General features: G+C 68.0%; 12 protein-coding genes and 2 pseudogenes. 3 read left to right on the forward strand and 11 right to left on the reverse strand.

What is annotated here, in order from left to right; all coding sequences use genetic code 11:
- Nucleotides 1-22 precede the first annotated feature (22 nt).
- Together ABZ911_RS41940 and ABZ911_RS41945 are read right to left on the reverse strand one after the other, a co-directional pair.
- A pseudogene (locus ABZ911_RS41940) lies at nt 23-396 on the reverse strand (cytosine permease).
- Between the two features lie 81 nt (nt 397-477).
- Nucleotides 478-1,611, reverse strand: coding sequence for a serine hydrolase (locus ABZ911_RS41945; protein ID WP_358069895.1), 1,134 nt, complete (start codon nt 1,609-1,611; stop codon nt 478-480).
- 86 nt (nt 1,612-1,697) lie between these two features.
- Between ABZ911_RS41945 and ABZ911_RS41950 the strand changes: the two genes are divergently transcribed.
- Nucleotides 1,698-2,597: a LysR family transcriptional regulator gene (locus tag ABZ911_RS41950; RefSeq protein WP_358069898.1), complete on the forward strand. Its 900-nt coding sequence runs from the start codon at nt 1,698-1,700 to the stop codon at nt 2,595-2,597.
- A 179-nt stretch (nt 2,598-2,776) separates the two neighbouring features.
- Nucleotides 2,777-4,882: an acetate--CoA ligase family protein gene (locus ABZ911_RS41955; protein ID WP_358069901.1), complete on the forward strand. Its 2,106-nt coding sequence runs from the start codon at nt 2,777-2,779 to the stop codon at nt 4,880-4,882.
- A gap of 36 nt (nt 4,883-4,918) precedes the next feature.
- Here the strand turns inward: ABZ911_RS41955 and ABZ911_RS41960 are convergent, their stop codons facing one another.
- The 7 genes from ABZ911_RS41960 to ABZ911_RS41990 are packed head-to-tail and all read right to left on the reverse strand — an operon-like array spanning nt 4,919 to nt 11,736.
- Complete coding sequence (locus ABZ911_RS41960) at nt 4,919-5,701, reverse strand: ABC transporter ATP-binding protein (protein ID WP_358069904.1); 783 nt, start codon at nt 5,699-5,701, stop codon at nt 4,919-4,921.
- Entirely contained in the window at nt 5,701-6,495 is a 795-nt protein-coding gene (locus ABZ911_RS41965; protein ID WP_358069907.1) for an ABC transporter ATP-binding protein, read from the reverse strand. The genes ABZ911_RS41960 and ABZ911_RS41965 overlap by 1 nt, the downstream gene beginning before the upstream one ends.
- Entirely contained in the window at nt 6,492-7,256 is a 765-nt protein-coding gene (locus ABZ911_RS41970) for an ABC transporter permease (protein ID WP_358069910.1), read from the reverse strand. Before ABZ911_RS41970 ends, ABZ911_RS41965 begins: the two co-directional genes overlap by 4 nt.
- A gap of 23 nt (nt 7,257-7,279) precedes the next feature.
- Nucleotides 7,280-8,215, reverse strand: a complete 936-nt coding sequence (locus tag ABZ911_RS41975) for an ABC transporter permease (protein WP_358069913.1) — start codon at nt 8,213-8,215, stop codon at nt 7,280-7,282.
- Nucleotides 8,212-9,741, reverse strand: coding sequence for a carboxylesterase family protein (locus ABZ911_RS41980; protein WP_358069916.1), 1,530 nt, complete (start codon nt 9,739-9,741; stop codon nt 8,212-8,214). The genes ABZ911_RS41975 and ABZ911_RS41980 overlap by 4 nt, the downstream gene beginning before the upstream one ends.
- Entirely contained in the window at nt 9,738-10,214 is a 477-nt protein-coding gene (locus ABZ911_RS41985; RefSeq protein WP_358069919.1) for a hypothetical protein, read from the reverse strand. Before ABZ911_RS41985 ends, ABZ911_RS41980 begins: the two co-directional genes overlap by 4 nt.
- A 13-nt stretch (nt 10,215-10,227) precedes the next feature.
- Complete coding sequence (locus ABZ911_RS41990; protein ID WP_358069922.1) at nt 10,228-11,736, reverse strand: ABC transporter substrate-binding protein; 1,509 nt, start codon at nt 11,734-11,736, stop codon at nt 10,228-10,230.
- A 23-nt stretch (nt 11,737-11,759) separates the two neighbouring features.
- Here ABZ911_RS41990 and ABZ911_RS41995 point away from each other — a divergent pair, with 23 nt between their 5' ends.
- A complete protein-coding gene (locus ABZ911_RS41995) occupies nt 11,760-12,338 on the forward strand; it encodes a MarR family transcriptional regulator (RefSeq protein WP_358069925.1) in 579 nt (192 codons plus the stop codon).
- Between the two features lie 62 nt (nt 12,339-12,400).
- Here the strand turns inward: ABZ911_RS41995 and ABZ911_RS42000 are convergent.
- Both ABZ911_RS42000 and ABZ911_RS42005 read right to left on the reverse strand, forming a co-directional pair.
- Nucleotides 12,401-13,240, reverse strand: a pseudogene (locus ABZ911_RS42000) (IS256 family transposase); the annotation flags it as partial.
- Entirely contained in the window at nt 13,239-13,415 is a 177-nt protein-coding gene (locus ABZ911_RS42005; RefSeq protein ID WP_358069928.1) for a hypothetical protein, read from the reverse strand. The pseudogene ABZ911_RS42000 and the gene ABZ911_RS42005, both read right to left, overlap by 2 nt.
- Between the last annotated feature and the right edge of the window lie 381 nt (nt 13,416-13,796).

Consider the following 13,796-nt stretch of genomic DNA (forward strand, 5'->3'; position numbering starts at 1 on the left):
GTCTACCAGGAGCTCTGCTACGTCATGAGGGGAAAGCCGGACCCGCGATCATGTTGTGACCAGCCATCCGCCACCAGGGATGGAAAAGGCTCACTCCTGAACAGGCCGTGAATCGTTCAGGGAGTACGGCGCATCCTGGAAATCGCACCATCGCGACGGGCAGCAGGGCACCGAGAAACCCGAACTGGGCTTGGCTCTGGATCATCTGTGGGACGCCGAGGCGGGAGCCCTGGATGGAGTGGTAGGCCATGAAGAGGCCGCCGACGAGATGCCGAGCAAGATGGTGGCTATCGCCCAGATGAGGTCCAGCCCGATGGTCACCGCGAGGACGCCGTTCACGAAGCCGATGATCTGGACGTTGCTGGAGAGCCAGATCGTGAACAGGTGCCGGGGTATTGCCGTGGCTTTCTCCGGCGGGGATGTAGTCGATGGAGTGTCGCTCGATCGCGCCGCTGAATGCCTGCGGGCGCTCCATGGTCAGGTCTCCTGAGGGACGATGGCGGACAGGGCCTGGATCTCCCGCGAGTCATCCGCAACCGGCGCGTCCTCGGCGGAGAACTTCGCGACCAGCACGTCGCTCACCGGGTCGAGCCAGAGGTACTGGCCGAAGATGCCGACGCCGTAGAAGCTGCCGTGATCGTCGCCCGGCACCCACCACTGGTTCTTGTAGGTGCCGTGACGGGCGGCGTCGGGTTCCTCTCCGGTGTTGAACTGACCACCGCTCCGAGTGCGCTCGATCCAGGAAGCCGGGATGACGGCCTGCCCATCGCGGTGTCCATGGTCGAGCACGAGCCGCCCGAACCGCGCCAGGTCCCGTAGCCGCATCCCCATCCCCGCGCACGCGTAGGGGGTGCCGAACTCGTCGACGGTGATGAAGGCGTCGGCTTCTGCGCCGATGCGCGACCAGATGTAGCGTGTCATCAGTTCCCGGTAGTCCAGGCCCGCGGCACGCTCGAGAACCCACGCGAGCACGTCGGTAGTGCCCGAGCAGTACTGGAAGCCCGCTCCGTGCGCACCGGCACCATGGAGTCCTGCCAGGAACTGGCGGGTGCCCACGACATCACCCGGTCGGCGGGGCCGCCATCCCGCGGCACGATCGCCCGCGTGAACCTCCGCCTCCGGGTTCAGATAGGCCATGTCATAGTGCGGCGCCGCCGTCATGTCCAGCAGTTGCTGTACAGCGGCACCACCGAACGAGCCACCGGCCAGTTCGGGGACGTACTTGGAGGTCGGCGAGGCCAGATCGACCAGGCCCTCCTCGACAAGGCACCCGGCGAGCATGCCGCAGAACGACTTGGAGATCGACATGACGATGTGCCGCGTCTCTGGCGTGAATTCGTTGACATAGCGCTCGAAGAGGATCTGCTCGCCCCGCATCACCAGCAGGGCATCCGTGCGGGTACGCGTCAGGAATTCCTCCCCGCTAATCTCCGTGCCCTCTCCCCACGGCAGGGTAAGAGTGCTCCACTCCAGCGGCTGCTCGGCAAGGCCGAACTCGCGCGTCGGGCCGTCACCGCGGGGTACGAGAGCGCAGCGCACCATCTGCTCCACGTGGTGCAGGCCGTGGCGGTGGTAGGGCGGTGTCACCCAGTCGCGATGGTCAGCATTCATGCCGACGATGGTGGCTTCCGGCCTATCCCCATGTCCAAGACCTAGTTTTCGGCAGTATCCATGCCCGATCGGTATAATGAGAGGCTATGGAGCTGCGTCACCTGCGGTATTTCCTGGCTGTGGCCGAGTGCGGGACGGTGACGGCGGCGGCCGTCCGCCTTCACGTGGCGCAGCCGGCGATCTCGCGGCAGCTCCACCGGCTCGAACGCGATCTCGGTGTGGCGCTGTTCACCCGGAACGGGCCGCGTCTGGTGCTGACGCATGCCGGGCGCCAGATGCGCGACGTTGCCGCCGACATCGTGACCCGAGCCGATCGGGCGGCCATGGTCGCGCAACAGATGGCAGGCGGGTTGTTGACGCGTGTCGTGGTCGCCGCCGCGCCGACGACGATCGAGTATGTCCTGGCACCGTTTGTGGCCACGCTTTCCCCGAGTGATCCATTCGTTTCCGTCGACTCGGTCGCCCCTGATGGCGTTCACGAGGCGGTGCTGGGCGGGCACGATCTGGGCGTTGCCGCGACGGCACCCCCGACGGGACGACTGGTCTGGACGCGCCTGACCAGCGTGCCGCTGCGCGCTTACGTCGCGCCTGATCACCCGTGGGCTCGGCGACGGACTGTGCCGCTGGATGAGTTGGTGCATGCACCGCTCCTCGTCCCACCGCCCACCGACCCGACCCGCCTCGTGCTGGACGAGGCCGTAGCCCGGGAGCAACTGCGCTACGACCGGTACGAGCAGATCGCCTGGCCGCCGCTAAGCCAAGCCCTTGCCGTGGCCGGACGTGGCGTGGCGGTCGTCACGAATCTCGAGCAGTTCGGTGCTCGCCCGATCGTCGTCACCGACTGTCATGACCAGAAGGTCCTCCTGACCATTCACGCCTGTTGGGACCCGGACCACTACGCCGCGACCGCGCTGACTGAGTTCGCCGCGCGCTTGGCCGCATTCGCCGACACCGAGGTGCGGTCGGCAGCTCACGCGTTCAGTTAGCACGCCCCGAGCAAGTCGCCTGCTGAATCAGCGCGCGAAAGAGACGATCTGCTTGACGCGGCCGTGCGCAACAACGCCGCCCAGGAGCTGTCACGCCCCCCAAGGTGCGCACTCATGCGCAACCAGGAGACTTGCCCTTACCAATCATTGACCTCAACAATCATTGTATGTTCCCATTAATGGCTATGACGCCAGAACGATTGATCCGCCCAGCTTCGATCGCCGTGATCGGCGCGTCCTCCCAGCGCGTGACCGCGGGCAACGAAGTCCTGGCGAACCTGCGCGAGGAACGCTTCCCCGGCGACATCCACGTGGTGCATCCCACCGCATCCCAGATCGACGGCATCGCCACGACGCCGAAGATCGGGCGGCTTCCTCCAGGAGTGGATGTCGCCGTCATCGCCCTGCCCGCGCCGAAGGTGCTCGGCGCGCTGCGAGAGTTGGAGCTCGCCGGGTGCGCCGGTGCTGTGGTGCCGTCCGCCCGGTTCACGCCGGAGGTCACCGACGACCTCAGGGCTTACCTCGGCGAGACCCGGTTGATGGTGCACGGCCCGAACAACATGGGGATCATCAACCTGACCGACAGGGTGCCCCTCTGGACCCAGCGCGGGGGGATCTCCCGGCTCAACGCGGGCAACGTCGCTCTCGTGGCGCAGTCCGGGGCCGGGTCGATCTTCGTCCCCCGCTCGACCCGAGACGGCGTCTACTCGAAGATCCTGTCGACGGGCAACGAATGGGGTCTGACGACCGCGGACTATGTCGAGTGGCTCAGCCAGGACGACGCGACGGAGGCCATCGGCCTCGTCCTGGAGTCGATCGCGGACTTCGCCCGTTTCCGTCACGCGATCTCCCTCGCCCGCTCGGCGGGAAAGCCGGTGGCTGTTCTCCACGTCGGGCGGAGTGCCGCCGGACAGCGCGCGACCACCGCCCACACCGGCGCGCTCGCCACGCCCGACGACTTCTACTCGATGCTCTTCGACGAGCTGGACCTCCCGCGCGCCAACGACTACGACGAGCTGGCGGCCATCATGGAGGCGTACTCGCGCCCATCGGCCCGGCGCGCGGCCGGCCCGCGGGTGGCCGCCACGATGATCTCCGGCGGGCAGGCCGCGCTCCTCGCCGACCTCGCTCCGCAGTACGGCGTGCGCATGGCGAAGCTCGAACCCGCCACGGTCGCGCGCCTGGAGGAACTGGTGCCGGGCCTGAGCGGCCGCACCCCACTGGACGTGCACGGCGGCGCGGGCGGTGGCGCGATCGACTACGCCGAGGTCTTCCGCACGCTGCTCGGCGACAGCGGGGTCGACACCCTGATGGTCGTCGGCGGCGCGCAGGACAGCATGAGCCTGGCGGAGCTGACGTTCGAGGTCCCCATCTGGAACGCGGTGGACGCGGCCTTCCCGGGTGCGGGGAAGCCGATCCTCGTGGTGTCTTCGTCGGCACGTTCGCTCAACCCCTACGTCGAAGCCGAACTGCGCGCCCCGATCCCTTTGCTGCGCGGCATACGGGCTGCTCTGGCTGCCGCCGCGGCCATCGGCGCCAACCGCCCTGTGCGCGCGGCGGACGTCTCGCGCGCCGGACTGGACGAGGGCGAGATCGCTCGAATCAGGCACGAACTGTCCGGGACGCAAGGTCCGCTCGCCCCCGCCTTGACCGCGCGGCTTCTGGCCGCCTATGGGATCCACGGACCGCGCGCCCAGCTCGTGGAGAACCCGGAGGAGGTCGCGGCGGCGATCACCGGCATGCGGTTCCCCGTGGTCGTCAAGGCCAACTCCCCGGACATCCCGCACCGCACAGAAGCGGGCTGCGTCCTCACCGGCCTGACCGACCTCGCGAGCACTGAAGCGGCCGTCAAGACCGTCCTGGAGAACGCCCTACGCCTCACCGGCCGGGATCGGCTCGTGATCGAGGTGCAGGAGCAGGTCGAGGCGTCGCTCGAGGCGGTCGTGGGATTCACCTCCTCCCCTCCCGCGGGCGTTGCGGTGATCGTGGGCACGGGCGGGGTGCTGGTGGAGTTGCTGGCCGACCGGTCCGGCGCGCTGGCGCCGGTGGACGCGGAGACGGCCACCGCGATGATCGAGAACACCGCCTTCGGCAAGCGGCTCGGCGGCTACCGCGGCCTCGTCCCGCCGACCGACCCCGCGCCCCTCGCCGACCTGGTGCGGCGCGTGTCGCTGCTCGCCGCCGACTTCGCGGGGCTGCTCACCGATGGCGACCTGAACCCGGTGCTTGTGCGGCCGGGGAGCGGGGTCCCGGTCGTGGTCGACGCGCTGCTCGTGCGCGCCTGAGATGGCCGGCCGTACGGCATGCCGTACGGCCGGCTGTCACGTGCGGACCCAGTGCTCGACCTCGTCCGCAGCGCGGGCCGCCGGGGCGCGCAGGGACGGGGCGGCGGCCAGCAGGGTGCGGGTGTAGTCGTGGCTCGGCTCGGCGTAGACCCGTTCGGTCGGGCCCTGCTCGACCACCTGGCCGTCGTGCATGACGAGCACCTGGTCGGTGGTCGCCCGCACGACCGAGAGGTCATGGGAGATGAGGATCAGCCCGACACCGGTCTCCCGGCGTAGCGCGGTGAGCAGGGACAGGATGGTGGCCTGGACCGAGACATCCAACGCCGAGGTCGCCTCGTCGGCGACGATGACGTCCGGCTCCACGGCCAGCGCCCGGGCGATCGCGACGCGCTGACGCTGACCTCCCGACAGTTCGTGCGGCCAGGCGTGGTGGAGGTGACGCGGGAGCCGTACCCGCTCGAACAGGTCCTGCACGCGGGTCTGGGCGTCGCCCCGGTAACCGTCGGGAAGCACCTGCATGACGGCCCGGTCACAGCGGATGGACGGGTTCAGGGACGAGGTCGGGTCTTGGAAGACCATCTGGATCCGCCGCCGGATGGACGGTCGTCTCGGATGCGTGAGCCGTTCGCCGCGCAACTCGATTATCCCCTGGTGGGGCAGGACTCCCGCGATGGCACGCGCGCACGAGGACTTCCCGCTGCCCGACTCGCCGACGACACCGAGCGCCGTACCGGTTTTCATCGCGAACGAGACACCGGACACCGCCTGCCGCTGTCCGTAGGAGATTCCGAGATCCGCTACCCGGAGCAGCTCGTCCATCAGCGTTCACCCTTCTGTTCCGCCATGTGCTCGACCGAGGCCAGCAGCATCCGCGTGTAGGGATGGCCGGGGTTCGCGATCACGTCCGACGCGCCGCCGATCTCGACCAGCCGCCCCTCCCGCATCACCGCGACGACGTCGGCGATCTGCGAGATCACAGCCAGGTCGTGAGAGACGAAGACCAGCGTGAGATCGCGCTCCGCCATCAGCTCGTGGAGCAATTCGATGATCTTCGCTTGGGTCGTCACGTCCAGGGCCGTGGTCGGCTCGTCGCACAGCAGGAGCGACGGTGAGGTCGACAAGGCCGCGGCGATCATCACGCGTTGCAGCATCCCACCCGAGAGCTGGTGCGGGTAGGAGCGCGCCACCCGTTCGGGATCATGGATGCCGACGGCGTCGAGCTGCTCGCGGATCCGTTCCTTGAGGGCCTGCCCGCGCAGCCCCAGGTGCATGCGCAGCGGCTCGGCCAGGGTCCAGGAGATGCGGCGAACGGGATTGAGCGCCCGCATGGGCTCCTGGAAGATCATGCCGATCTCGTGTCCGCGTGCCGCCTCGCGGTCGATCTCCTCGCTCGTCCCGTCGGCGGTGACCCGGTGCACGGAACCGCTCCCGGCCAGCGGGGCGGGCAGGAGGCCGATGATGCTGCGGAGCAGCAGCGACTTGCCCGAACCTGACTCGCCGACCAGGCCGAGGCACCTGCCCACGGCCAGCCGTACAGACACCTGGTCGACCAGGGCGCGTCCCTCGGGGAGCGTCACGGTGATGTCGCGCAGTTCCAGCGCGTGCCCGTTCATGCCTTCAACCGCCGTTCGAGAGACTCTCCCACCAGGAGAAGCCCGAGTCCGAGGCCCGCGATCATCGCGCCGGGGGCGGCCGTGAGCCACCAGTGGGTCTGCAGGAAGGTCTGGCCTTCGGCGACCATCGTGCCCCACTCGGGTGACGGCGGCTGGATGCCGAGCCCCAGGTAGGACAGCGCGGCCAGGGTCAGGATCGCGAACATGACGTCCATGACGAAGTAGGCGAGTACGGGCCGGATGGCGTTCGGCAGCACGTGACGCACCAGGACCGTCGGCCGCCCGATGCCTGCCAGGTAGGCCGCGGTGATGTAGTCCTCGCGGCGCACCCGCCGGATCTCCTCCCGTAGCAGGCGGGCATACGACACCCACCCGACCAGGGCGAAGGAGACCAGGATCGCGGGCACCCCGGGGCCGATCACCGCGATGAGCGCGATCACCAGCACGTAGGTGGGGAAGGCCATGACCAGGTCGCCCAGGCGCATCAGGAACGCGTCGACGACGCCGCCGAGATACCCGCCCGCTGCGCCCAGGACCAGCCCGACCAGGGCCGAGACCAGCGCGGCCGCGATGCAGACGGGCAGGTCGATCCGGGCCGCGACCAGGACGCGCGACAGGACGTCGCGCCCGAACGCGTCGGTGCCGAGCAGGTGCGAGGCGGACGGCTGAGCGAGGCGGCCGGCGAGGTCCTGGCCCATCGGATCCATCGGGGCGATGACGGGGCCCACGACCGCCAGCAGGGCGAACAGGCCGACGATCATCAAGCCTGTCCGGGAAATCCCTTTCACTGCGCGCTCCGGAGTCTCGGGTCGAGGAGTCGCGCCAGCCCGTCCGCGGCCGAACTGACGAGCACGACGACGAAGGCCAGCAGCAGCGTCGTGCCGTTGACGAGGGGGAAGTCGGAGTGGCTGGCGTCAACGATCAGCCCCTGGCCGATCCCCGGCAGGCGGAACGTGTTCTCGACGATCACCGCGCCGAACGCGGCCCATCCGGCCTGTACGGCCAGCAGCGACACCAGCGGGTTGAGGCTGTTGGGCAGCGCGTGGGAGATCAGGAGCCGCGTCGTGCCGACCCCGCGCGAGCGAGGGGCTTCGACGTACGGCGAACGCATCGCGCGCAACCAGGCACTACGCAGCGTTCTGATCTGCACCGGAGCGAGCCCGACCGCCACGGTGATCGCCGGCAGCACCAGCGCGCGCAGCTGTCCGGAGGGGTCGTCTGGATACCCTCCGGCAGGGAACAGCCCGGTCGGCAGCGCGATGACCAGGATGAGCAGGATGCCCAGCCAGAACGAGGGAATGACGGTCCCGGCGAGCACGAACCCTCGCGAGATCACGTCGGCGGGCCCGCCGGGATTGCGCACGGCGAGCAGGGTCGTCGGGAACGTGATGACGAGGGAGATGACGAAGCTCAGGACGATCAGGCTCGCCGTCACCGGCGCCCGCCCCGCCAGGATCTCGGTGACCGGCGCGCCGCTGTAGAAGGACAGGCCGAGGTCGCCGCGCGCGAGGCCCGCGACGAAATCGAGGTACTGGCCGAGCAGCGGCTGATCTACGCCGAGACGGTGGTTCAGCGCGTCCACCGCGGTCTGGGTCGCCTGCGTGCCGAGGATCGCGCGGCCGGGGTCCCTGCCGGAGAGCACCTGGATGGCGAAGACGAGCAGCGTGCACCCCAGCATGAGGAGTACGGCCTGCCCCGTCTTCTTGGCGAATCCCTTCACCGGCTCTCATAGGGACTGAAGAGGGGCACGACCAGGCGCCTTTCCTCGGCGCGCGGGTCGAGTTCGGCGATCGGGCCTTCGGGGGTGAAGCGCATCGTGGCGCGCTCGCCCGGGACGTAGGCCGGCCAGCCGCCCGGATCGCCGTTGACGGCGAAGTTCACCCAAGCGTCGTGGGCAGCCGCCGCCAGGCGCGGATCCGGACGTGCGCCGGTGATGATCGTCGCGTCGAGGTTGTGGAGGGTGTAAGCGATCTCGACGGCGTGGCAGGCGCCGAGGTCCGGGATGGCCGAGGGCACCTCCCAGCTGTAGAAGAAGACCGGTGCGTGCGCCGAGTGCAGGTCGGCGATCCGGTGCGCGTACAGCCGCTCGGTGCTCTCCGTCACGAAGGCGGACAGAGCTTCCACCACCGTGCCGCCGTGCAACTCCAGGAAGTCCTCCGCCACCGCGCGTTCGTGCGGTTCGAGCGGATCCTCCCAGCCCCAGGAGATGATGTTGCCCCGCCGCCAGGCATCCAGCTTGCGGTCGGCGAAGCTCGCGTAGCCGTCGTCGAAGACGCCGTACAGCTTCTCCTCGTCGAGGTTCGTCCCGATCATCAGGGGAACGCGCGCGCCACCGCCGTCACGGAGCACCGCCCAGGGGTCGTACGGCAGGGCCACGCCGTCACGAGTGAGCCAGTCGATCCGCTCGAACACGTTGGCGGCCTCGACCAGTTCTGTCTCGGGAACGCGCGCAGCCTCGGCCGCCGTCCGCACCCCGAGGAAGTCGAGCACCGCGTCACTGATGGCCAGGCTCGACGCCGTCAGCCCGTCGTTGCTCCGGCGGTAGGCCTGCGCCCCGCTCTGGATGACGGCGCGGTGGAAGAGCCCTCGCGCAGGCGGCGACACCAGCAGGAACGCGACGGCGGCCGCGCCCTCCGACTCGCCGAGGATCGTCACGTTGCCCGGATCGCCACCGAACGCGGCAATGTTGTCCCGGATCCATTCCAGGGCGGCGATCTGGTCGAGCAGCGCCTGGTTGCCGGCGTTGCCGTAGCCCTCACCGAGCCTGCCGACGTCGAGCCGGCCTAGGTGCCCGAGGCGGTAGTTGATGGTGACGACCACCACGTCGTCGCGGCGCCGTACCGAGTTGTCGCCGTGGTCGAGCGGGTCGATCGACCCGCCCCACTGCCCGTGGCCACCGTGGATCCAGACCATGACGGCCTTGGGACTGGCGGGCGCGAGTGCGGTGGTGAAGACGTTCAGCGTCAGGCAGTCCTCGCCCTGACGGGAAGAGGACGACCAGCGCCGCCGCCAGGGCTGGATCGACGTGAGGCCGTAGGCGTAGGCCTCGTGAACCTCGTCGCTGCGCTTGAGCTGGACCGGCGCCTTCCAGCGCAGGTCGCCGACCGGCTGCTCGGCGTACTCGATGCTGCGAAAGCACAGCACGCCGTCCTCCATCCGTCCCGCGTACCGCCCCGTGCGCGCCTCCGCGACCAGGTGGCGCGGGTATCGCCGGGGCTGCGGAGTCACCACGATGGCGTCGTTCATGACCGCGCTCCTGCGAACGTCGCACCCGCGCGCAGCCAGTACACGTGCCAGGTCGCCACGAACGCGGGCCGCTCGCTGTTGCTGTGCTCCACCGTGCAGTCGAAGGTGAGAACGTAGGCGGGGCCCTTCGGCCGGACCTCGGAAACCTTGAGGCGAAGCCTGATCTTGTCTTCCGCGCGGACGGTGGTGATGAAACGGACGCCGTCCAGGCCGTAGTTCCACCCCGTGCAGGAGGCCGGGTCAGTCCGCAGGATCGCGTTGCTCAGGTGGTCGAGCAGCGCGACGAGATGGAATCCCTCCACCATTCCCGGCGGATACAGTCCCGAGTCGAAGGCCTTCTTGTTGTCTGTCCAGTACGACGCGACCGAGAACAGTTCCGTCCGCTCGATGTCCACCGAGAACCAGTCGCCGACGACTTCGACTCCCGCGAGCGCGGGGATCTCGTCGAACCGGACACAGGTCAGATCAATCACTGTCGTGCTCCTTCTAGGAAACGGTGACCGTGTTCAGTCGCACGTACTGCGACAACCGTGGGGAGAAGCCGCCGACGCCGTCACGCAGCACCCAGATGTATCCGCCGTAGGTGATCGGCACCGCATGGAGTTCGCCGGACAAGCGGCCCTCGAAATCGACCAGGACGCGCTGGATCTGCTCGGGCGTCTTCGCTGCGGAGAACTTCGCGACGGCCTGGCTGACCTCGTCGGTGGGCCAGCCGCTGCCGAAATGCTGGGTCCAGATCATCATGTCCAGTTGGTGGGAGATGGTCCCGGAGCCGATCGTCGTCACCGACAGGTCGTAGCCCTGGTGCGGCTGCGGAGCCGTGACAGCCTTGAGCCATTCCCCGAACTCCATCGGTTCGAGGGCGACGTTGACGCCGATCTTCTTCCACTGGGCCTGGAGCGCTGCGGCGATCGCCACCGAGTCGGCGTAGCTGCTGCCGTAGATGAGCTTCAGCGGTTTGCCGTCGTACCCTGAGGCGCGCACCAACTGGGCGGCGCGGGCCGGGTCGTATTCGTACGCGGTGGTCTGTGGCGGCCCTTCGGGGAACACCACGCTCCCGAGCATGCTCCGCCGCGCGGGCTCGGCACGGCCGCGGAAGAGGTTGGTCGCGATGTCCTTCCGATCCATCCCGAGGGAGAGGGCCTTACGGAAGTCGGCGTTCTGCAGGATGGGTGTCTTGGAGTTGAACTGAAGGAGTTCGACCATGAGCCGTGCGCTCTCCGTCACCTTGCCCCGCATCAGGGGGATCGCGTCCACCGACACTTCGGTGGCGATGTCGATCTCGCCACCGCGCAGCGCCAGCGCCTCCGCGTTGACGTCCAGGAACACTTTGAACGTCAGGTCCTTGGCCTTGGCCGGACCATCCCAGTAGCCGTCGTAACGCTGGAGCCGCACCTCGTTGCCCGGGACGCGGCTGACGTAGGCATAGGGGCCGCTTCCGATCGGCTTCGCGCGGAAGTCCTTCTCCGTCAGGCCGCCGAAGTCCTTCGGCATGATCCCCATTCCGGGGTTGCTCAGCTGCATGAGCAGATCGGGCTGCGGTTGCTTGAGCCGCAGCTTCACCGATCCCGGACCCGCCGCGGTGATCTTGACCACGTTGCCGAGCTCGCCGTCCGGCGTCTTCTTGACGTAGTCGAACGTCCACACCACGTCGTCTGCGGTGAGCGGTCGGCCGTTGTGGAAGGTGACGCCCTCACGCAGTTTGAACGTGTAGTCGCGGTTGTCCTTCGAAACGGTCCACGACGTCGCGAGGCCCGGTCCCGGTTCCAGTCCGCTCACGGGTTCGGTGACCAGCCGGTCGTAGACCTGATCCAGCACCGCCAGCGTCGTCAGGGACGACGCGGCGGCTGGAATCGTGTCGACGATGTCGGCCGGAATCCCGACATTCAACACCGCTCCCCGGGAACCGGCAGCCGGGACCGCACCGGAGCATGCCACCAGAAGCAACGCGGCTGACCCGAGCAGCGTCATCGTTGCCATGCGCTTCAACGCCATGACGCGAGCCACCCTTCCATCGGATGACCATGTCCGTGCCATGGTCATGCTCACTCACTGGGGGTTCATGGGAGCATGCCATCATTGTAAATGTCAATGATTGCCCGCCTCTACTACGATGGCCGCCGGGCTTCATCAAGGAGGACACCATCAGCCAGGAACACACCACGAAGAGCGACCTCCCGTCGCCTTCGCTGGCCGAGGACGCCGGCTACCTGCTCGCCCGGGCGGGAGGGCGTGCGATCAGCGAATTCAACCGTGCGCTGCAGTCGTACGGCATGCGCCGATGGCAGTACACCGTGCTCGTCGTGGCCGCGGACAACGGCACGCGGTCGCAACGGGAGATCGGGCTGCTGCTCGGCATCGATCCCAGCGCGATTGTGACTATCGTCGACGACCTCGAGCGGGAGGGCCTGGTCCGTCGCGAACCCCATCCCAAGGACCGACGCACGCGCCAGATCGTGGCCACCTCGGCGGGGCGGGAACGCCTGGCCAAACTGCGCCCGGTGGCGACCACGATAAGCGAAGGCCTCCTACACAATCTCGACGAGGCCGAGCGGCGAACTCTTCTGGACCTCCTGCTCCGGATCGCCCACGAATAGCAGCCTCGCCAGGTACGAGGGGGTGTGTCCAGTTAACGGTGTATCTCGATCTTGAATTTGTTCTATCGGGTGGCCGGGGTCAGGCGGCCTTCGAAGGTGATGGCGAAAGCGTTGAGGGCGGCTTTCCAGGGGGTGATCCAGCGTTTGCGGCCCTTGCCGGTCGGGTCCAGGCTCATGATCGCCATGTAGACGCACTTGAGCGCGGCCTGCTCGTTCGGGAAGTGACCGCGGGCCTTGACCGCGCGCCGGATGCGGGCATGACCGACTCGATGGCGTTGGTCGAGCAGATCACCCGGCGGATCTCGGTGTCGAAGTTGAGGAAGGGCACGAACTCGGCCCAGGCGTCCTCCCACAGGTTCACAATCGCCGGATACTTGCCGCCCCACGTTTCCTCGTAGAACCGCTCGAGCGCGGCGGCCTCGGTCGGGGCGGTGTAGACGAGCTTGAGGGCCTTGGCGATGGCGTCCCAGTGCTGGCGGGCGGCGTAGCGGAAGCTGGCGCGCAGCAGGTGCACGACGCAGGTTTGCACGACGGCCTGCGGCCAGACCTGCTCGATGGCCTGCGGCAGCCCTTTGAGACCGTCGCAGACCACCATCAGCGCGTCGGCGACGGCCACGGTTCTTGATCTCGGTCAGCACGTGCAGCCAGAACTTGGCGCCCTCCCCTCCGTCGCCGGCCCATAGCCCGAGGATGTCGCGCTCGCCGTCGACGGTGACCGCCATCGCCACGTAGATCGGCCGGTTGGCCACCTGGCCCTCACGCAGCTTCACGTGGATGGCATCGATGAAGATCACCGGATAGACGGCATCCAGCGATCGGTTCTGCCATTCCGCCATCCCGTCCAGCACCTTGTCGGTGATGGTGGAAATGTGCGCCTGCCGAAAATTACGTCCGTGCAGTTCAAGCGGCGTGTGAGTATTCGTGGAGGATTCCGCCAAGCCGGTCGCGTCGGCGGATGTTCAGGTCGATGATGCGCGCCGGTTCGGCGATCGGGACAGGAACAGCGCGTAGCGGAGCCGCCTGGTCGAGGGCTTGATGAGCGCGATGCTCGTTGTAGAAGCGTTCGTACTCGCCCAAGGCGTGGCGTAGATGGCGTTCATTCCAGAGCAGGCAGCGGTCCAGGAGTTCGCGGCGGCAGGTCTGCGCCCACCGTTGTCGCGGTAGGGACCGCCCTTTAGGGCGGCCCCCCGCACAGATCCCAGCGTGCGGAACTACCGCACTGGGCTCCTGCCTTGGGTTCTGGCAGCGAGGCGCACCTCTGGGTAGGGATGCATGATTCGGGCCTTAGGTATCCATCGAGTGACGTACCGGTTCATCCGTTCCCAGGTCATCCGGTTTCGCTGGCTTCGACGCCGTAGCGTCTTGGGGCCTTCCCCCCGGAGTGTGGACACCTTGAGTACCGGATGATGGACATCCGGAGACAAGGAGTTCCACGTGGCGATGAAGTCGTATCCGCCG

The organism is Nonomuraea sp. NPDC046570 (genome assembly GCF_040645915.1).
GTDB lineage: Bacteria > Actinomycetota > Actinomycetes > Streptosporangiales > Streptosporangiaceae > Nonomuraea.